Here is a 20,097-nt window from a genome sequence, read left to right as displayed (position 1 = left end):
AGGAGATCAGTTCCCCTTTACGCCGCCCTCCGGCAGCAGGCCTTCCCGCTGAAGCTCAGCGGATAAATGCTCTAGCTGCACGGCTTGAGGCTGAATATGGCGTGGTTCAATCGAAGCTGCAGCTATGTGACTTCCAGCCACACTCTCCTCCGCCAAGTGGCCTGATTCCACCAAGCCTGGAGACAAATGCTGGCTCCCTATCGACTCATCTGCCAGATGATATCCCTGCACTGCACCGGCCTCGATATGCGACGATCCTACCGATTCACTCTGTAATACGGCTCCGTCCACCGCATCAGCCTGCAGATGAGAACGGCTGATCGAGCCCAAGGCCAGATCACTTCCTTTTACGCCGCCCTCCGGCAGCAGGCCTTCCCGCTGAAGCTCAGCGGATAAATGCTCTAGCTGCACGGCTTGAGGCTGAATATGGCGTGGTTCAATCGAAGCTGCAGCTATGTGACTTCCAGCCACACGATCCGCAATGGTGAAATTCACATTCACAATATGCACGTGAGCCCGTTTGAGCAGGGGAATCGGCATAATCCGTCCGATCCGACACGAGCGCGCAAGCTTCTGCTGCATAAGGCGCAGATTAACAAGCTGCTCGGCCTGTCGAAGCAGGAAGGGTACTCAATCGTGCCGCTGAAAATATATATCCGCAACGGCTACGCCAAGCTGCTGATCGGCCTTGGTAAAGGGAAGAAGCAGTACGACAAGCGGGAGGCCGCAGCCAAGCGCGATGCGCAGCGTGATATTCAGCGTATCCTTCGCGAGAAGCAGAAGGTGGCGCGTTAATTTTACTTTACTATAAAAGCCAAAACCTTGGAAAAAGCCAAAACCTCGGGCCTCAGCGGCGTGGTGCATGCTGAAATCTGAGGTTTTTTTGATTTCTTTTATAGAGACAGTGGCGGCTTTTTATTTTCATCTTCCAGTTCGAATTTCGATTTAAATCTGGAATCTGCTTCTTCAGCGTCCTCTGAATGATATGTATGCGAGCTGTTGTCGAGTCCATTCTCTGGACTAGCCGCTTGCTCCGATTCAGCCTGCTCCTGCTGCTTGCTTTTTCAGGGGAGCCTGCTGAACAGCCAAACGAACGGCAGGATCACTACGAACCAGATCTTTTTAATTAGTACGGCCAGCAATCCAAACAGTCCGGCTTTTTTGGCGACGGCCAGTCCGGCTCCTCCCAGGATAAGACCCGTTAATCCCACACTGGACTGTTTATCGACCGACGGGTCAAAATCCTCATAGGTTTGTCCGGGATTAATCCTGAGGTTCGGCAATATATCACGCTCTAGAGTTGCACGATTTGCTGCCTGGTTCTCGAGGTCTGAGGCTAGAATGACGGACAGGTAGCCTGTGCGTGTCAATATTCGGACATGATAGTTCACGGCATTGTCCCCATTGTAGTCATGCAGGAGCAGCGACCAAGTAAGACTTCTCGAGGATTCGTTGTACGTTGGCGGAATGTCCCAGCCGTCCACATACAGATGGTTCTCCTCTGCAATTTCTTTGTTGGCTTGCTCCGTGCCTTTTTTGAAGCGATCCAGCAGCTTGTCCACATTGATATTTGTCTTCTCTTCATCCGAGATATGCCCCGAATCAACGTATTCAAAATAGGCAACCCAGTAAGCGTCCTCATCTATAGGAAAGATAGCGCCGACTTCTTGATTGGAAGGGAGCTGTCCAGCTTGTCTGATAAAGGATTTGGTATCAGCGCCATTCAGAAACAAATAATCCTCTTTAATGCTAACCTGGGCGATAGTCCCTACGGGAAGCGGACGATTTGAGCCTTGAATCCAGTTCAGTGTAGCTTCATTGACGGCTTCCGCACTGGCAGAGATCGGCGCAGCCAAGGTACTGATGACTAGGAACCATGCCATTATAAAAGGTACAGCATGATCTTTGAATAACCGGCTAATTTTCATAACCTCCTCCTTTCATCACATTCTCCATGATTTGTTTTTCAACCATTTCATTATCGGCATATGCTGTTATATTTTGTAGTTTAATGTTTAAAAATAACTTATAAGCTGCAGTAGCGCTGGGAACTTGCATTTCGCTACCGTGGTTGATACAATAATGGTCTACCTGCCATAAAATCACCAGACATGGAACTTGGCAAACGTGGTATAATGATTGTAGGCAAATTGAGCATTCATCGCTGAATTTGCTATGATAAGTGCAAGTAGCACTTATGCTCGAAATGAACAGGCATGAGCTGCCGACCCATTCGAGTCGCCGTCTAGGCTGCGGTTCTTGTGAACATGACCGCCTATCTTATTTCGGGGGCGTTTTTGGATTCGACGGGGGTAGATCGAGCATAGGTAGCGGGTAGTGGGGACGCGTCCGCTTTATCAACGCTAAAGCCAATTAAACGGCAAACAACAAACAAACTACGCTCTCGCAGCTTAATAACCTGCAGACGTGCTCTCGCTCTGTATCGCCCATGTACCGGGATGAGGGCTCAACTTTAGTGGGATACGCTGTCTAGTCTCCGCCTGCGGCTAGCTGAAGAAGACAAACAGGCTGACCCGAAGGGAATCCGGTGACAGGGAGTCTCTAGGGTGACATCAAAACTGTCACTACACCCGTAGAAGCTTATGTGGCGTTGCCTTCGGACAGGGGTTCGACTCCCCTCGCCTCCACCATGTAAATCCACAACCGCATGAGGTTGTGGATTTTTGCTGTGTTCGATTAAAAATGCAGATCTTAGCTATAAGTTTGCAAAGCAAGGCACATCAATCAAAGAGTGTCGAATGTACGTTATGCTGAAGAAGGGCCTAGAGGTCCTTCTTTTTTGCTTTGGCCTTTTTTTCTGACATTTGTCATATCCGGCTTGTGACAACCTACACTAATTGAATCTCGCGCTTATTCAATATAATAAGGACATCGAGTAACGGAGAAGAAATTAACGGAGGTTAGTACAAAATGAAAAAGGCAATTGAATGTATAAATCTGGTAAAGAGATTCGGCGACTACTGTGCCGTTGATCATATGAATCTATCATTTGAGAAAGGACAAATTTCAGCATTGCTCGGACCGAATGGCGCAGGCAAGACAACAACCATTTCCATGATCCTCGGAATGATACAGCCCACCTCCGGAGAAATCAGGGTCTTGGGGGTCCCGTCTGGAACAAAAGAATTACGGCAACGCGTCGGAGCGCTTTTGCAGGATGTTAAAGCAGCAGATGGACTTACGGTCAAAGAAGTGCTCCAATTGTTCCGCAGTTATTATCGTAATCCGATGTCGCTAGAGCGATTGTTAGACATTTCGGGTCTCCACGCGGATCAGAAACGACGCGCATCCTCCCTGTCCGGAGGACAACGCCGGAGATTAGCTTTTGCCCAAAGCTTGGCGGGGAATCCAGAGCTTCTCCTGCTTGATGAACCAACAGTCGGAATGGATATCGAGGCTCGTGGCCGCTTTTGGGACACCATTCAAGCGCTGGCAAGTGACGGACGTACCGTGCTCTTAACTACACATCATTTAGACGAAGCTGATGCTGTCGCAGATCACATCGCAGTCATCGCCAGTGGACAGGTTGTTGCGGAAGGGACTCCAGAAGGTTTAAAGGCTCAAACAGCGCTTAGAACCGTTTCATTTCGAGCGGCGAACGCGCCAGCGGAGCAGGAATGGCTCACATTACCTGGTGTAGAAAAAGCAGAGTGCAACGGCGAGCGAATTCGTCTGTATGCCCAAGAAACCGATGTATTGTTATTTACACTGATGCAGTCTGAATGGGGAATATCAGATATTGATATACAATCTGCCAGCTTAGAAGATACATTCTTAAGTCTTACAGGCTCACATAAACCAACGATTATACGATAATAAAACACTTTTAGGAGGAAAATAATTATGATACATATGTTTGTTGCCCAGACCAAGGCAGAAAGTATACGAATTATCCGCAGTCCTTTTTTCTTACTCTTCTCTATTGCGATGCCGCTTGCTTTTTACTTTTTATTTGCGAGTATGAATGGGGTAGATCAATCGATTCAATCGACCACTTGGGGTGTTTTTTCATTGATGTCGATGACTGCATTCAGTTTGATAGGTACAGCCGTATCTCAATTTGGTATCCGTCTATCGTTCGAGCATCAAGACGGGTGGGTACGCTTGTTGAAGCTAACTCCACTATCTCCTGCAGTCTGGATTGGCAGCAAAATTGTATCGCAAATGGCTGTTCACTTGATCGTCATTGTTGTTATATTTTTATCTGCTGGCCTTGTTCATGATATACAATTGACAGCCGGGCAATGGATTTTATGCGGATTATGGTTATGGATTGGGAGCATCTCTTTTCTGGCGCTTGGTGCATTGTTAGGAACCCTTAAAAATGCGAATACCTCCGTTGCCATCGGAAATATATTACAGATGGGGCTTGCTATTATGGGGGGGCTATGGATGCCGCTTAGTACTTTGCCAAGTTGGATGGGCTCGGTCGGGGAATGGCTCCCATCTCACCGTTACGCCAATGGGGCATGGAATATGATCGCTGGAAAAAATCCAGCAAGTATTGATTTCATAATTTTAACAGGATGCGGTCTTATTTTTATGCTACTATCAATCTATATTTATAATCGACGGGATGCGGTCTAATTGAATAGAGAGAAATGGCGTCTCTTTCCAAAGGCGGAAGGAGTCGCCCCTTATTTTTTATTAACGAATTTAGTGATACCCCTGTATTTTTTACTTTATGAGCCATCAAGTATACAGTGGCTTGGCTTTGTTCTGTTAGGCCTATTCGTTCTATTGTTTCGACAATTCTACTTTTATGCAAAGTGGGCCTCGCCAATATTGATGGTTCAGGTGGGGATACTTTTAATTTTAGCCGCTGTATTTCACCCTATGTATACATTTATAGGCTTTATGATAGCTGTTCCGCTGAGCAGACAAAAGATGCCGATATTACTTTCTATTACGATAGTTTTTACTGTAGCTATGGGATTTATCGCTGTTCCTTACTTGGATCAGATGGGCAGCCAATTATGGATAGGACTGGTGCCTATGTTTGGCATCTGTATTCTGCCGTATATTATACGAGCTTCGATTCGATTTCAACAGAAGTCTGCGCGACTGCGAGCAGACACTGCTGAACGAATGGCACAGCAGGAGGAGCGCCAGCGGATCGCACGTGAATTACATGATACATTGGGACATACGCTGTCATTAATTGCACTAAAAGGGGAGGTCATTGAGAAACTGATCAATCGTCATCCCGAGAGAGCGATAGAAGAGGCTCGTGAAGTGCGAGAAACGGCACGCGCAGCCTTGAAACAAATGCGTGAGCTGGTTACGGAGATGAAAGTTACAACCTTCGCTGAAGAATATAAGCATGCTGTATCGTTATGTTCAGCTGCGGGCATACCGCTTTTCTTTCAATATCAATCGATTTCAGATCCCAGGCCTTCTCATGTAGGGACGGGAGACGCTTTAGTGAACAATCCGCTTCCGTTAACACCCTTGCAGGAGACGATTTTGGCGATGTGTTTTCGCGAGACGATTACAAATGTGGTTCGCCATAGCCGAGCAACAAAGTGCAACGTTCTTCTAGACATTCAGGAAGGGGAAGTTCGTGTATCTGTAAGTGATGACGGTGTTGGGGCAGATACGGATCAAATCAATACCAGCAGTAATGGCCTCGCCGGATTACGGCAGCGGTTGGTTATGGTCGACGGTCGTATGTCGCTGTCTTCGTCCTCAGGCAAGGGGACGGAAGTCACCTTACATATACCTAGGGTAATACGAAATGAAAAGGTAGGTAGAGCTTAGATGATTCGTATTGTTTTGGCAGAAGATCAAAAGCTATTAAGGGGAGCGCTGGCAACTTTACTTTCGTTAGAAGATGATATTGAAGTGGTCGGTCAAGCCGAAAATGGGGAAGAAGTGATGTCCATGATTCAGGAGTATGAGCCAGATATAGCTGTTCTGGATATTGAGATGCCACTGAAAACGGGGTTAGATATTGCGGAAGCGATTCAAAAAAATAAGTCAGCTTGTCGTGTAATCATACTGACGACATTCGCGCGTCCTGGATATTTCCAACGGGCTATGCAGACAGGGGTTTATGGATATCTTCTCAAAGATACGGGCAGCGAGGAATTGTCTGATGCGATTCGTCGCGTCTATGATGGGAAACGTGTCATTAATGCAGAATTGTCGCTCGCGGTATGGGATGACCCATGTCCATTATCACCCAGGGAGCGTGAAGTCATGAAGTTGGCTGCCCAAGGCTTAGCTCTTCAAGATATTGGAGCACAGCTGTTTCTATCCTATGGAACGGTACGGAACTATATGTCAGAAGCGATTGGGAAGCTCGGGGCGAATACACGGATCGAGGCGATAGATATCGCACGTAGTAAGGGATGGTTGGATTAAGGTTCTCTCGTTAAAGATGTAATATGCTCTGGGACTACCCCCATAGAAGCTTATGTGGCGTTGCCTTCGGATAGGGAGCCTCTGCCATGTTAATCCACTACCGTATGAGGTAGTGGGTTTTTGCTGTTGAAGAACGCGTTAAAATAAAGACGACTATAGTACTTCGGGAAAATGGACGAAAGACATTCAGTCAGCAGCCTATTTAGCTTCCAAGGCAGTGGGCGGAAAATTGGTGAAATTGGAATATAGCAGAGAAGAAGATTTGATTACAGCTCCTTGTCACATCGGTCTGCATGCCACGATAGCACTTGGGGCGGACAAAGAAGGAAAGCTGATTGCCGGTCAATATACGTTTTTGATTGACTCTGGGGCGTATACAGATTAAGCGGCGGGTATTACCAGAGCGCTGGTGCTGATTGTACAGGGCCGTATCCAACTTTAGTGGGATACGCTGTCACATCTCCGCCTGGGGTGTGCTGAAGAAGATAATCACGCAGACCTAAGAACAACCGCGTTGCTGGGGGTCTTAGTAGGTGACATCAAAAACTGCAGCTACACCCGTAGAAAGCGTGTGGCGTGATCTTCGGACAAGGTTTCAACTCCCCTCGTCTCCACCATCATGAACACCATCCGCATGAGGATGGTGTTTTTGTTTATAATAAGTCCAAGTATTTCGTACAGTTGGAGTGAAATAGATGAATCATAATCATAATGAGGGAACAATGATATCGGTACTCAATATGGATGGTCAAGAACTAACACCATGTTTGCCTCATCGAGCTTGGCGGGAAGTCGAGCGTTCGCGTGCCGTCTGGATTGATGAGGAGACGATCCAATTGCTTTATAACCCGTTCTTATTTCGTGACTATCGAAAGGTTGCGCTACAACGGGATCATCACACTTGTTTATGGTGCGGACGTCCCGCCACGACAGTGGACCATATTATCCCCTCAAGCAAAGGCGGCTCGGATCTTCCTCACAATCTGCTTGCTTCATGTAGCGAGTGTAATACTAAGCGAGGAAACCGTACTGCGTTCTCTTATCTTGCCGAAAATGCACATTCGGTTCCTAATCTAATCAAGCTTTGTTGGCGCATTTTTAGAGCTAAATACAGACATCGTGAATTGTAAAAAACCATTATGAACACCATCCGCTTGAGGATGGTGTTTTGCTATATTTGGGGTATTACTGTAATGGAACGTGAGGTTAGGAAGACTCTACCGGGATTATGCGGTGCACACTCCTGTGTTATAATTTGATATAGTGTAGTTTCATTCGGAAAAAACACATTTCCTATACATAAATCGATTGGATAAGGGGTTCATTGACCAACCATGCACAATGATCAGGCTTTCTTGCACCACAAGTTGATTATTATCGGCGCAGGCGCATCAGGACTTATGGCCGCCGTTACTGCGCGGGATTTGGGTATTGATACCGCCATTCTGGAGGGTAACGACCGGATTGGGAAAAAAATCTCAATGACAGGCGACGGTCGTTGCAATATTACGAACGATTCCACTACGACGGATACGGATGACGAAGCGGTGGCCTTATCGCGCAAGTATTACGGCAGTCAGGCTGAATTTCCGCTACCTGTGCTGCAGCAATTCGGCATCCGTCAAACCGTTGATTTCTTTTATGTGCTCGGACTGCCGTTTACAAAATTGAAAGAGGGCTTAATGTACCCGATGTCGCTACAGGCTGCATCTGTGGTGGATATTTTCGAGCTTGCTTTAGAGGAGCGGAACATTCCGGTATACCTTAATAACAAAGTGCTGGATGTCACCGTATCGGCAGATCATCCACGATTTAGGATTACATGCCGAACTGAAACAGAGGAGCAGGTTGTTTATACCAGCGAATATCTGTTTCTTTGTACGGGAGGTCTTACCGGCCAGAATGCGGGGACGGATGGATCCGGGTATACACTTGCCCAGCGAATGGGGCATTCCTTGGTCGAGCCTGTTCCGGCCCTCGTGCAATTGAAGGTGAAATATCCATATCAGAAGGCGCTATCCGGCATCAAACTCCAAGGACGAGCCGACATCCTTGTGAACGGTAAAATTGCCCGCAGCGAAACTGGCGAAATTCATTTTACCGACTACGGCTTCTCTGGCCCACCGATTCTGCAGCTTGGGCGGAAGGCAGCCGTTCACCTCGCAAAAAGAGATTCCGTGACGGTATCCATCGATTTGATGCCGAACCGTACGGAGGAAGAGGTTATCGAATTTCTGGACAAGAACTGGGAAACATTCGCGCACCGGACGGTCGCGGAGTCCTTCGTCGGTTTTTTACACAAGAAACTGGTCTCCGTCCTGCTGAAGGAAGCGAAAATCGATCAAGAGCCGAACCTGCTTTGCCAGGATCTCTCGTGGAAAACCAAAAAGATCTTCTATAAGTTATTGAAGTGTTGGGAGTTTAAAGTGACCGAGACCCACAGCTTTGAGCACGCGCAAGCGACAGCTGGCGGCATCGCTACAAAAGAGCTCGTCGCAGATACGCTGGAATCTAAGCTCGTGCCTGGGCTCTATTTGGCCGGCGAGGTGATGGATGTCGACGGCGACTTTGGGGGTTACAACCTGCAATGGGCCTGGAGCTCCGGTTATGCCGCCGCGATGGCGTTAGGGAAACATATTTTCAGATGAAGCCATTAGAAAAAGGAATGAATTCAACACTTATGTATAAATCGAAATCTACAAAGCACCACAAGCTGTTCATTATCGGTGCAGGCGCTTCAGGTCTTATGGCCGCCGTTAATGCGCGAGACCGAGGGATCGATACTGCGATCATTGAAAGCAATGACCGGGTCGGCAAGAAGGTACTAACAACCGGCAATGGCCGCTGCAATATTACGAACAAATCGACGGCGACGGGTACGGATGAAGCGGTCAATTTATCGACCAAATATCATAGCAATCAAGCGGAATTTCCGCTGCCTGTGCTGCAGCAATTCGGCGTTCGGCAAACTGTTGATTTCTTTAACACACTCGGCCTTCCGCTGACTGCTATTGAGAATGGCCGAATGTACCCGATGTCGCTGCAGGCTGCCTCAGTGTTAGAGGTTTTCCGGATTGCACTGGAGGATCGGAATGTTCCGATATACTTCAAAACCAAAGTATTGGACGTTACCGTGTCGGAGGGACATCCGCGATTCACGATTCAATGCCAGTCGGAGGAAGAGGGAGAGGTCACATATACGAGCGATTATCTCTTCCTCTGTACGGGCGGCCTTACCGCTCCAAAGACAGGAACGGACGGCTCCGGTTACACCCTTGCCCAACGACTGGGACATACCCTGATCGATCCTGTACCCGGGATTGTTCAATTGAAGCTGGATAGCCCATATCTGAAGGAACTTTCCGGAGTAAAATTCGAGGGATGGGGGCATATCATTGTTAATGGTGAAGTCATCCGCAGTGAGTATGGAGAGGTTCTGTTTACGAATTATGGCGCTTCCGGCCCGCCGATTCTCCAGTTAAGCCGAAAGGCAGCATATCAACTCGGAAGAGGAGAAAAGGTGACTTTATCGCTTGACTTGATGCCAGACCGGACAGAGGAAGAGGTCGTCGATTTTCTGGATACGCATTGGGGAATGTTCGGACACCGGACGGTGGCTGCTTCCCTGATCGGTATTTTGAACAAGAAGCTGATCCCCGTCCTCTTGAAAGAGGCGGGAATCGATGAGGACCAGAATCTGCTGTGTCAGGATTTATCGTGGAAAGCCAGGAAAGCCCTGTGTCGCCTCATGAAGCATTGGGATTTCATCGTCACCGATACCAATGGTTTCCCGAACGCCCAAACGACAGCCGGCGGCATCGATACGACAGAGTTAAAAGAAGGAACGCTAGAATCCAAGCTCGTGCCTGGGCTCTATTTGGCCGGCGAGGTGATGGATGTGGACGGGGATTGCGGTGGCTATAACCTGCAATGGGCCTGGAGCTCCGGCTATTCCGCCGCGGTGGCGCTCGCTGATCACCTTGCAGGCATTGTGGATAAAGATGGATAGTTGTTTGCCCTTCCCACGCAGGGAACATAGGTCGGCAAATAAAGATAACGTATTAAAGATGGCGGGGGTACTGGATGAATACTAGATATCGAATTACGAGAAATGCTGACGGCAATCACCCTGATCAAGTCATGTCTCTTGATGAATGTAAAAGCTATTTTGCAGCTCAAACGGATTTTGTATATGCACAGGAGTATTCCTTTCGGTCTGCTGATACGACAATGAAGATTCCGGGAGATTTTTTTCTTTGGCGGCTAGGAGAGGCGACAATTCCATTCCGATATTATGAGGGAGACTTGTATGTAGCCGTATCGCATGAGATTATTTTTCAGAAAATGCTAGAAGTGGCTGAGCATTTCAATGCGCAATATATAGAAGGTTAAGGTAGAGGGCACCTAATAAGGTGCTCTTTCTATTGAGCCCCATTTGGACACTCTAATCCACCTCAGATACACTAAAATGAGTAAGGAGTTAGAATCCATGAAAAGACGATTTCCCGATTGGAAGTAGCTATCTCTTGGATCCAGCAAGGGTATCCTGTTTAAAAGGTGTTCCTTCTATGTGGAGTCCCACGTTCAAGTTACTACTATCGCCTAAGGCATCCTGAACGCCAGCAGCCAGTCAGCAGCGGTCGGCCTGCTCCAGGCTTCTCCTATGACAAGGATGGAAAAAGGTGGGAGATGCCCGCATTAAAGGATACCTCAGACGCTTGATTCAAGGCCCCAACGCTGCCTTCGGCTACCGGAAACTGACGACGTTGCTGCGGTGAAAATACCGGCTAATTATTAACAAAAAGAAGACCTACGGGGGGTTCTTTAACCCTCGCTGTGGATGGAGAATTCCCATTTCTTTGCAGAGAAGAGGTTGTGGATTTTTGCTGTAAAAAAGTTTGTCTACAGTCTATCAAACTACTATGGTTAGACAATTGTCATTTGCATTAATAAGTACCAACATGTTAATCCCTTATGATGGTGAGCCCTATTGAGGTGTGTATCCAATCCAAAATTGCCTCAACGAACCCCGCTCATTCTATGAATACCATCCGCAAGAGGACGGTATTTTTGTACTTTATGATTTGGGAATCGTGAAGCAGTGGGCTTCAATGATCGCAGCCGTTTGTTGACGGTTGAATTGATGATTAACCATATCTACAGTAAAATCTTCGGCTTTCTTTGTATCCATTTTAAAGTGCAGGCCATTATAGCGTAGGAATACAACCAGTGCTGTAAAAGCAGTCCGCTTGTTTGCGTTGTAGAAAGGATGGTTTTGACCGAGGGATTCGAACAAAGCTGCGGCTTTTTCGAAAATAGTAGGATAAGCATCTTCGCCAAAGGCAGAAGATTGAGGTCGATGGACAGCCGATTCGAGCAATCCAGGCTCTTTAACTCCAATGTGTTCCCCCGGGCTATATCGTTGTATCATGGCTACATTGATTGCTATTACTTCTTGGACGGATAAATAGCGGATGGACGTCATCTGTCTTTAAGTCCTCGCAGCGTTTGATCGTATTCTTCAATTACATCCGTCAAAGTATCCATGAAGTCCGCACTTATTCCTTCAGGTAAGGAGACTTTTGTTGACTTCTTAATAATTATTTCTCCTGTGGCTGGACTAACATCAATGGTGACTGTGTCGCCTTGATCCAGTCCAATTTGCTTCAAGGCATCAGTCATAGTTATACCGAGGCTGTTGCCAAATTTGGTCACTTTCCGTTCCATCTCAATCATCCTGTTCATTAGGTTTCCTCCATATCATCATATTCAATTGTTATAACAATTATACAGTTATAAAATTGGAATTTAAACTATAGGTTTTAACTTTCTAATGTAGGTAGATATGAAAAGCAGAGATATTATCTTTATGCTGTGGGTAGATCAGGGATATCAATCGCCCATGTGCCGGGATGAGGGTCCAATCTTAGTAGGGGTTGGATTCTTTTTGTCGAACTTTATTCTAAAAAGCAAAACTTTGGAATATTAATTATTATGTAAAACATCAACTGCCGCTTTTAATAACTAAAAATTATTCATTCAAGTATTTTATTAGCTTTTAATATAATAATTATTGTAAAAACTAGTATTATATTGTATATTAGGAGGGATTATACTATGAACGATAATTTTTTTAGTTATCTTAGTTACCTGGCCATTTTATGTGTATTTATAACATCCATTACCTCGCTATATGTATTAATTAGGTTAATTATGTATTTTATAAAAAAATCTAACTTCCCTAAGTATGGACTTATTACATTAGTTTTGAGCGGAAGCTTTCTGGCGATTTATGGGTATAATTATTTTCATAATCTCGATTTTTTGCCCAAAGGGCACTTGAATAAAACTGTTCCGTCGCCGGACGACAAGTATGAGATTAGGACGTATCACTATACTAATATATTCTCCCGAATGGCAAGAGCGGAGATTATTGAAAGAAAAAACAAAAAAAGGACGACGATCTATTTTAATGACTTTGATTACAGTCCATATGTGGAATGGGTTGGAAACAACAAAGTTATCATTGGCGGAAAATTGTTGGATATATCCAAAAACGAAAAATATGATTTTCGAAATGATCCGTATAGATCAACTAAACTGCCGCCTCAAGGTTAATTCGACAAAATACACATTCTTGTTCACGGTAAATTCAAAAACCTCAATGTTTTTAAGGAGGGTTTTACCAATTCTAATGGCTGGAGTATTGCTATTATCCAGTATTACATCATTAACGACTGTAGTTGTATCTTCGAAACCAATAGAATCCGTCAAAGAGTTACATGAAGTTGTTGTTAGAAATGGTTTTACAACACTTGATGCACAGGGACAAATTGTTATTAACACTAATGCAAAAGAGATCGGTGTTAGTGGTGAATTGTTTGAACAATATGTCAATGACATGGATAGTGTGAATTTTGGTGTTCGAACAGGTGGCATAAGATAATTTTCAAATCTATGTATTGACGCAAGAAGAAATGATAGATAAATTCTCTAATAACGGAACAAATTATATCCCTCAACCTTTTGGAGATCCTGGTGTACCTCCTTTAAAAAGTTATAGTTTGGCTCAAAGTAATAGATCGGAGTTAGAAGGATTCTATTGGTCAGTAGTTGACTCAAACAAATACAATCCTTTTCCTATAGATCCGTATCTTTCAGCAGTCGGTTATTTTGTCGGTAAAGTTAGACCAGGTGGGGATTGGGATTATAAGGTAGTGCCAGGGTATGGCCCATGGTATAATGAATCTTACTAGTTTATCACAGCAATAATTGTCGGACGTGCTTGCCCACTTATTCATTTTATATAAATCCAAGCCGTATGAGGTTGTGGATTTTTCTATGCGATTATTTGGTCCCCCACTTGACCCGCTATAGCTTTTGGTTATAACTAGTTATGACTTTTGGGTGTTACGTTATAATACTTCTTCCATGCTACAATCAGAGCATTACGAGATGAGGCAGAATGAGGAGGTTTTTTGAATGAGCAGTAAATTCCAAACAGTAGGCAGCCTGTTGCGGCCGTCTGAACTATTGAAATATAAAACACAAATAGAACATCGTGATGACATCAGCTATCCGTTCTATCAAGATTTTGAGGGCTATGAGCAGTGTGAAGCAGAGGCAATTAAGGCTGTAGTTGAGAAACAAATTGAGCATGATTTGTCCATTATTACGGATGGTGAATATTCCAAATCCATGTGGCATCTAGATTTTGTTTGGGGATTTCAAGGAGTTGATCGCTATATTGCGGATCATGGGTATTTCTTCCGTGATATGGATGGGAGTTCGAAATATGAGACGCGAAAAGATATTGGTTTGCGCATTACAGGTGAATTGAGCGGAAAGAACCATCATTTTATTGGCATATTCAAACAACTCCAAGCTCTAGCTGGCGACCGTGAAACGAAGCTATGCGTACCTTCGCCATCCCATATTTTTGGCGAGTTGTCATGGTCGGATAACATTGGCGGCAAAGACGCGGTTTACAAGGATCGACATGAGCTTAAAAATGGCCTCGTCCAGGCATATAAGGAATTTGTTGAGGAATTTGCTGCGGCTGGAGGCACAATCCTGCAATTTGACGATTGCTTATGGGAACTGTTTGCAGATGACAACCCGAATTCTCCATATACCGGTGAACATATCAATCAAGAGGAAGTCCAAGCTCTTGCTGCTGAATTTATTGACATTAACAATACATTGATTGATTTTGGCCATCGTTTAGGTTTGAAAATGTGGACGCATAACTGCCGCGGCAACTATGATTCCCGGAATATGGGTGGCGGCTCCTATGTGAAAATTGCTAATCTGTTCCTGAAGCAGCTTAAATATGACCGCTTCTTCCTGGAATGGGATGATGAACGCGCAGGTTCGCTTGAGGCGCTTGCCGTCTTCAAGGATAAGCCGGAAACAGAAATTGTACTTGGCTTGTTGTCATCCAAAACGAATACGCTAGATGATGAAGAGCGAGTCTTCAGAATGCTTGATGAAGCATCGCGTATTATTGACAAGGATCGATTGCTGCTGTCCCATCAATGCGGATTTGCTTCTTGTGATGGGGGTAATGAATTAACTGAGGCAGAGCAATGGGCAAAAATTAAACAAGGACAAAGGATAGCCCAGCAATATTGGAATAAATAATGTTTAGCTTGCAATCGAATATCCATATTTTTGGGGTTAATCTTTTAAATATGAATCGAACCCCAATGACAGATATTTTATAGCCCTATATCACACTCCTAAGTTCCGCCTTGCGGCAAAGGAGTTTGGGTGGAATCTGAAATGACTACAGAAATTTTCTGTAGTCATTTTTTTTAGAATTCAGAATATTAAGGAATCACTTTCCAAACATCTGCATTTCCTGGAGTTTCACCTAAAGTCCACCATTTAGCCTCATAGTTCACACCGTTATGGGTTACCTTGCTCCCGCCAACATAAACCGTGGATGCATCCCACGCTGGGTAGGTGACAGGTGCGCTAGGAGTAGTTACATTGACAATATTGCTGGCAGCGGATACATTTCCAGCGGCATCAACAGCCTTTACGGTAAAGGAGTAAGCCGTATTTGGCGATAGACCCGTAACGGTGTATTCAAGCGTTGAACCTGAAACCGCAGCGACTAATGTCGAGCCTCGGAACACTTGATAGCCTGTTACGCCCACATTGTCTGTGGAAGCATTCCACATCAAAGAAACTGTAGTAGATGTAGTTGTACCCATCACATGTAAGCTTGTAGGGGCTGAGGGAGCCTCCGTATCAGGACCTACTACAGCTAGTGTGGTGAAGGATGCAGAATTGCTGGCCGGTGATACGTTCCCCGCAGCATCTACTGCTTTAACGGTAATGTTGTAGGTTGTATTAGGTGTTAAGCCTGTTAGGTTGTAATTCAGTGCACTTGTGGAAGCAATTTGGTTTGAACCGTTAAAAATACGATAATTCGTAACGCCTACATTATCTGTTGCTGCATTCCAGGATATTGCTGCACTAGTGGCTGCAACATGGGAAGCGGTTACTCCTGTAGGAGCAGTTGGCGGTGTTGTATCTGGACTGCCCCCACCGGAGAAGTTAACATCGATAACGTTATAGAATGCATTTGCTGTATCCGCAATTTCCCAAACGGCGAGGATGACTTGATATCCCGTTCTGTTCGGTACGTTGCAAGTGTCGGAATAAGTATTAGACGGCTTGCCTTTATACGGTACACTACAGAAAGGAGTTAAGTCGAAGGATGCACGAGTTAATGGTGCATTCGGATCCCAATCCTGCTTGGTAATGTAGTATTTCCAGCTGGCTGTGGCATGAGGTACTTTTATATTCCAGTTAAAAGTCGTTGGTCCAGGTGAAATGTTTACTTTTGTCCAACGCGATTCGGATTGCTGATCTAGTGGAGCGAACAAGCCGTTAGCACTTGCGATTTTACCATCGGCTGGACCTGCTGCCGGGAATCCTTTTTTTGCTTCTAAGCTATACGGTTCATAAATAATAAGTCCACAATTCTTATTGATTCCTCTTGCACATAAATCCGCACGGCTGGAAGGATTACTTACATATCCGTGAGCGGATGCTTTGGACTCAAATAAGAGTAGAGCCACACAAGCGAGCATCATAAAAAGACCGCCAGCCAAAACCTTCTTCATAAGTCCAGAATGGGGGAAACTCAGGTCTGACATCAAGGAAAACTCCTCCTTTTTTTGATAAACTATGCACTGGGAACCCACGATCATTCGTATCTTGATTGCATTACGACGTGCTTCCTGACCTCCTTCCAGGTCAATATGTATGCTCAATAAGCGAGCATATATAACTAATGTTTGGGGTAATAAATGATTGTGTTGGTGAATAAGAGGTTATTGCTGGGCAGGTATTAAAATAAGCGTTGAAATTGGACAATAGGGGGATTTGGAATTGATCTACACTACAAAGGGGCTGTTGAATCATGTCAGTTAGTTTAACCGATCAAAAAATCGTTCCGCATTTATGGTACGACAAAGAGGCAAAAGAAGCAGCAGAGTTTTACGTTTCCTTGTTCCCGGACTCCAAAATTACGAATGTTGATGAGCCAGGGTACATCGGAACAGATTGCTTCCGTAACCAAAGCATTTCTTATGATGAGGAAATTGGATCTTGCGGTATTACAGGAAGCGTACAAAAGATAAATGATTAAGCTCCTCCAAGAACCCCACATAATAATCCCTCGATGCCATAATGTAGTGGAAAAAATCATCTATATCAAGTGTTAGAGGAAAGGCTCGACAGGTGTTGCTACTGTTGAGCCTTATTGTGTATAGAATACCTAAAATTGTTTTGTCTATATATGGAAGCTGGGCAATGGTTTATACTTATTGTAGGGCTGTTAATCAATCAAGTAAGTATTGTAGCGGCGATGGGATCCAAGATATACATATAAATTGGTAGTTGTGTTGTAGGAAGGCATTAACATGTAACCATCATCGCGCTGCCGAAAGCAGACGTTCAGTCCGGAAGAAGAGAAGGGGGTAGTAAAATATAATGGATGCGGGAATAATTGAAGAAATCATTAAGAAGCATAACCAGAAGGAGAATGGACAGGTTCAGTTTTCTGGTGCAGTTTTATTTGCGTCTGGAAGTGAGGCAAAGTTTGAAAATTGCTATGGGTTCGCCAATCGCAGCGACAAGATTAAGAATACAACGAATACAAGATTCGGCATCGCATCTGGTTGCAAAATATTTACCGCAGTCGCTATTTGTCAGCTTGTTCAGAAGGGACTCCTAGAGTTTGACACTTTAATAAGTGACTTAGAAATTGATTTAGATCAACTTGATCCCAGAATTACGGTTCATCATTTACTAACTCACACTTCCGGTATTCCTGATTACTACGATGAAGAATTCATGACAGACTATGAAAGTCTGTGGAGAACAGTGCCGATGTACTCGATCACTTCGCCCAAGTGTTTTCTGCCATTATTCCAGAATCGACCCATGAAGTTTGATCCGGGAACTCAGTTTTCATATAGTAATGCTGGTTTCATTGTGCTTGGATTAATTGTTGAAAGATTAACGGGATTGAGTTTTAACGATTATGTCGAAGAGAACATTTTTCGAGCTTGTGGAATGCAGGATTCAGGATATTTTCGCATGGATCAGTTACCTGAACGTACTGCTATAGGCTATGTGGGTAACGATGATCATTGGAAAACCAACATATACTCCATACCCATTGTAGGAGGGCCTGATGGAGGGGCGTATACTACGGTGCATGATTTGGTTAAATTCTGGAATGCGTTAATGAAGAACCAATTATTATCGAAAAGCGTAACTGAACGGATGCTTTTCCCGCACGTTCAAGATAGCGGGGTTATCCATTATGGCTATGGGGTATGGATTACAGTAATAAACAACGAAATATTTAAGTATTTTGTTATGGGAGGAGATCCTGGTGTTGTCATGCAATCTTCATACTACCCGGAGTTGAAGGCGGAAGCTCATATTTTAGCAAACGTCGGCCAGGGTGCGGGCTCCATCGCTTCCCGAATGGATGAAATACTTTTAGCGAATCGTTGATTTTCCGCCTTTTGCGAGTTTAACCAGTTTTGTCCGGAGGCTCCCCTTGTAATCTCCAAGTGCAATGCAATTATACCGTAGTTCTCCTTCAGCAGTTCGCTGGAGGAGTTTTTTTGTTTCTATGCATTATTTCGCAGGGAGCATAATCTAGAGCCGGCAACGGAATATTAAATCGAGAAGCCCAATAAGGAAAATTAAGGGGGAAATGTGATGAGCCTAAAAGATTTTGAAGGCCGCGTTGTATTAATTACTGGAGCTGCAACCGGTATTGGCCGTGCAACAGCGATTGCTTTTGCACGTCGCGGTGCGAAGGTTGCTATTGGTGACGTGGATGACCGCGCGAACGAAACGGTTGAACTGATTCAGAAGGAAGGCGGAGAAGCTGCATTCTTTAAAGCGGATGTAACCAGCTCGAAAGAAGTAAAATCACTTGTTGAACAAACAGTAAAACATTTTGGCGGATTGCATCACGCCTTTAATAATGCAGGAATTTTAAATAAACCAGCAAAGCTCGCAGATATTGATGAGGATGTATTTGATCAAGTCATGGCCGTTGACGTCAAAGGCGTATTCCTTGCTGTAAAATATGAACTTGAGCATATGGTTGCTAACGGTGGTGGGACCATTGTAAACACTGCTTCGGTGGCAGGTCTAATCGCGGACCCTAATATGGCACCGTACGTGACAGCAAAGCACGCGGTTACCGGTTTAACCAAAGCAGCTGCATTTGACTACGCACAAGATGGTATTCGTGTAAACAGCGTTGCACCAGGTTTGACTGAAACCCCAATGACTCAAATGTGGAAGGATGACCCCGGGAAATGGGCTGAAGTTACTTCTAACGTTCCCATGCGCCGTGCCGCTAAACCGGAAGAAATCGCTGAAATGGTAGTATTCCTATCTTCCGATGCTGCAAGCTTCTGTAACGGATACGTTTATGCCGTTGATGGCGGACAAGTTGCTCACTAATCTTTATGAATTGTCCCATTTATTTGGAGCTGCTTTCGGACAAGGTTCGACTCCCTTTGCCCCTATATGTACCATTAACAAGCGACCCTAATAGGTCGCTTGTTGTGTTGTACGCCGAGCGGGGCGTCGCCTTTAGAAGGCTGAACCGAAAGGAGAGAATAGACCGACACGTTCGGGTGAAGAGCAAGACAGCCGAATAATCCCGAAAAAGAGCTGCTATTTGCACATTGCATATTCATAAAATGTTCACATATTCATTAAAAGTGGGGACCACCTAAATTATACGGCATGGCTGAAAGCGCTTCGTATTTGTGTCATGCAGGTATGCTAATTGAATGAGAGGGGATTGCCGATGGGAAGTAAACCGTTAACCGCTGATCGGAAAAGGCAGAAGCTCACTCCCGCACAATATGCATCCATCGCGAGGTCTGACCAATTCAGAAAGCTGATTCGCGCCAAGAAAACATTTCTTATTCCTTTCACGATCTTTTTCCTTTGCTTTTATTTCGCTCTGCCGATTCTGACCTCCTACACGAACATTTTGAACCACCCCTTTTACGGCAGTATCACATGGGCTTGGATCTTTGCCTTCCTACAATTTGTCATGACCTGGGCGCTTTGCATGATCTACTACAAGAAAGCCGCCAAGTTCGATAAAATCTCCGACCAAATTATAGCTGAGAAGGTGAGGTAGAC

Annotated in this window: 22 protein-coding genes, 1 other RNA gene and 2 pseudogenes; 19 read left to right on the top strand and 6 right to left on the bottom strand. The window is 44.9% G+C overall.

Annotated features, from left to right (window positions below; genetic code table 11):
* Positions 1–6 precede the first annotated feature (6 nt).
* The gene (locus tag BN2762_RS11625; RefSeq protein WP_055107149.1) at positions 7–411 is read right to left on the bottom strand and encodes a hypothetical protein; all 405 of its coding nucleotides are present in this window, start codon (positions 409–411) and stop codon (positions 7–9) included.
* 60 nt (positions 412–471) lie between these two features.
* Here BN2762_RS11625 and smpB point away from each other — a divergent pair.
* A pseudogene (gene smpB, locus BN2762_RS11620) lies at positions 472–795 on the top strand (SsrA-binding protein); the annotation flags it as partial.
* A gap of 269 nt (positions 796–1,064) precedes the next feature.
* Here the strand turns inward: smpB and BN2762_RS11615 are convergent.
* Together BN2762_RS11615 and BN2762_RS27710 are read right to left on the bottom strand one after the other, a co-directional pair.
* Complete coding sequence (locus BN2762_RS11615; RefSeq protein ID WP_055107148.1) at positions 1,065–1,928, bottom strand: DUF2167 domain-containing protein; 864 nt, start codon at positions 1,926–1,928, stop codon at positions 1,065–1,067.
* Positions 1,918–2,106: a hypothetical protein gene (locus BN2762_RS27710; protein ID WP_222861068.1), complete on the bottom strand. Its 189-nt coding sequence runs from the start codon at positions 2,104–2,106 to the stop codon at positions 1,918–1,920. Before BN2762_RS27710 ends, BN2762_RS11615 begins: the two co-directional genes overlap by 11 nt.
* A gap of 181 nt (positions 2,107–2,287) precedes the next feature.
* Between BN2762_RS27710 and ssrA the strand changes: the two genes are divergently transcribed.
* From ssrA to BN2762_RS11580, 10 genes are all read left to right on the top strand, one after another.
* Positions 2,288–2,651: a transfer-messenger RNA gene (gene ssrA / locus BN2762_RS26070) on the top strand.
* 280 nt (positions 2,652–2,931) lie between these two features.
* Positions 2,932–3,837, top strand: coding sequence for an ABC transporter ATP-binding protein (locus tag BN2762_RS11610; RefSeq protein WP_055107147.1), 906 nt, complete (start codon positions 2,932–2,934; stop codon positions 3,835–3,837).
* A gap of 27 nt (positions 3,838–3,864) precedes the next feature.
* Positions 3,865–4,608 carry an ABC transporter permease gene (locus tag BN2762_RS11605; protein WP_055107146.1) on the top strand — a complete coding sequence of 248 codons (744 nt, stop codon included), beginning with the start codon at positions 3,865–3,867 and terminating at the stop codon, positions 4,606–4,608.
* Entirely contained in the window at positions 4,609–5,781 is a 1,173-nt protein-coding gene (locus tag BN2762_RS11600) for a sensor histidine kinase (RefSeq protein WP_055107145.1), read from the top strand.
* Positions 5,782–6,387 carry a response regulator transcription factor gene (locus tag BN2762_RS11595; protein WP_055107144.1) on the top strand — a complete coding sequence of 202 codons (606 nt, stop codon included), beginning with the start codon at positions 5,782–5,784 and terminating at the stop codon, positions 6,385–6,387. It begins immediately after the preceding gene.
* Positions 6,388–6,571: 184 nt separating this feature from the next.
* Positions 6,572–6,772, top strand: coding sequence for a molybdopterin cofactor-binding domain-containing protein (locus tag BN2762_RS26065; RefSeq protein WP_262362846.1), 201 nt, complete (start codon positions 6,572–6,574; stop codon positions 6,770–6,772).
* A 310-nt stretch (positions 6,773–7,082) separates the two neighbouring features.
* Positions 7,083–7,517 carry an HNH endonuclease gene (locus tag BN2762_RS26060; RefSeq protein ID WP_074048621.1) on the top strand — a complete coding sequence of 145 codons (435 nt, stop codon included), beginning with the start codon at positions 7,083–7,085 and terminating at the stop codon, positions 7,515–7,517.
* 204 nt (positions 7,518–7,721) lie between these two features.
* On the top strand, positions 7,722–9,035 hold the full coding sequence (locus BN2762_RS11590) for a BaiN/RdsA family NAD(P)/FAD-dependent oxidoreductase (RefSeq protein WP_055107143.1): 1,314 nt from the start codon (positions 7,722–7,724) through the stop codon (positions 9,033–9,035).
* A 17-nt stretch (positions 9,036–9,052) separates the two neighbouring features.
* Entirely contained in the window at positions 9,053–10,396 is a 1,344-nt protein-coding gene (locus BN2762_RS11585) for a BaiN/RdsA family NAD(P)/FAD-dependent oxidoreductase (RefSeq protein WP_230202499.1), read from the top strand.
* 74 nt (positions 10,397–10,470) lie between these two features.
* The gene (locus BN2762_RS11580; RefSeq protein ID WP_055107142.1) at positions 10,471–10,779 is read left to right on the top strand and encodes a hypothetical protein; all 309 of its coding nucleotides are present in this window, start codon (positions 10,471–10,473) and stop codon (positions 10,777–10,779) included.
* A gap of 685 nt (positions 10,780–11,464) precedes the next feature.
* On the opposite strand, the gene BN2762_RS11575 is transcribed toward BN2762_RS11580, so the two are convergent.
* On the bottom strand, positions 11,465–11,872 hold the full coding sequence (locus tag BN2762_RS11575) for a type II toxin-antitoxin system death-on-curing family toxin (protein ID WP_055107141.1): 408 nt from the start codon (positions 11,870–11,872) through the stop codon (positions 11,465–11,467).
* A complete protein-coding gene (locus tag BN2762_RS11570; protein WP_055107140.1) occupies positions 11,869–12,132 on the bottom strand; it encodes an AbrB/MazE/SpoVT family DNA-binding domain-containing protein in 264 nt (87 codons plus the stop codon). Before BN2762_RS11570 ends, BN2762_RS11575 begins: the two co-directional genes overlap by 4 nt.
* Before the next feature lie 372 nt (positions 12,133–12,504).
* On the opposite strand from BN2762_RS11570, the gene BN2762_RS27265 reads away from it, so the two are divergent.
* The 4 genes from BN2762_RS27265 to BN2762_RS11555 all read left to right on the top strand — a co-directional run bounded on the left by BN2762_RS27265 (position 12,505) and on the right by BN2762_RS11555 (position 15,030).
* A complete protein-coding gene (locus BN2762_RS27265) occupies positions 12,505–13,005 on the top strand; it encodes a DUF5412 family protein (RefSeq protein ID WP_055107139.1) in 501 nt (166 codons plus the stop codon).
* Positions 13,006–13,081: 76 nt separating this feature from the next.
* Positions 13,082–13,333: a hypothetical protein gene (locus BN2762_RS27260; RefSeq protein ID WP_055107138.1), complete on the top strand. Its 252-nt coding sequence runs from the start codon at positions 13,082–13,084 to the stop codon at positions 13,331–13,333.
* A gap of 16 nt (positions 13,334–13,349) precedes the next feature.
* Positions 13,350–13,643 carry a hypothetical protein gene (locus tag BN2762_RS27705; protein ID WP_222861067.1) on the top strand — a complete coding sequence of 98 codons (294 nt, stop codon included), beginning with the start codon at positions 13,350–13,352 and terminating at the stop codon, positions 13,641–13,643.
* Between the two features lie 226 nt (positions 13,644–13,869).
* Entirely contained in the window at positions 13,870–15,030 is a 1,161-nt protein-coding gene (locus BN2762_RS11555; RefSeq protein ID WP_055107137.1) for a cobalamin-independent methionine synthase II family protein, read from the top strand.
* Positions 15,031–15,218: 188 nt separating this feature from the next.
* Here BN2762_RS11555 and BN2762_RS11550 read toward each other — a convergent pair whose 3' ends face one another.
* On the bottom strand, positions 15,219–16,559 hold the full coding sequence (locus BN2762_RS11550) for a lytic polysaccharide monooxygenase (RefSeq protein ID WP_055109952.1): 1,341 nt from the start codon (positions 16,557–16,559) through the stop codon (positions 15,219–15,221).
* 266 nt (positions 16,560–16,825) lie between these two features.
* Here BN2762_RS11550 and BN2762_RS26055 point away from each other — a divergent pair.
* The 4 genes and pseudogenes from BN2762_RS26055 to BN2762_RS11530 form a co-directional block, all read left to right on the top strand.
* A pseudogene (locus BN2762_RS26055) lies at positions 16,826–16,942 on the top strand (VOC family protein); the annotation flags it as partial.
* A 452-nt stretch (positions 16,943–17,394) separates the two neighbouring features.
* Positions 17,395–18,432, top strand: coding sequence for a serine hydrolase domain-containing protein (locus BN2762_RS11540; RefSeq protein ID WP_055107135.1), 1,038 nt, complete (start codon positions 17,395–17,397; stop codon positions 18,430–18,432).
* Between the two features lie 210 nt (positions 18,433–18,642).
* Positions 18,643–19,401: an SDR family NAD(P)-dependent oxidoreductase gene (locus BN2762_RS11535; protein ID WP_055107134.1), complete on the top strand. Its 759-nt coding sequence runs from the start codon at positions 18,643–18,645 to the stop codon at positions 19,399–19,401.
* Positions 19,402–19,753: 352 nt separating this feature from the next.
* On the top strand, positions 19,754–20,095 hold the full coding sequence (locus BN2762_RS11530; RefSeq protein WP_055107133.1) for a DUF485 domain-containing protein: 342 nt from the start codon (positions 19,754–19,756) through the stop codon (positions 20,093–20,095).
* Positions 20,096–20,097 lie beyond the last annotated feature (2 nt).

Source organism: Paenibacillus ihumii (assembly GCF_001403875.1).
GTDB classification, from domain to species: domain Bacteria; phylum Bacillota; class Bacilli; order Paenibacillales; family Paenibacillaceae; genus Fontibacillus; species Fontibacillus ihumii.
This window is presented reverse-complemented; position numbering and strand designations above follow the sequence as displayed.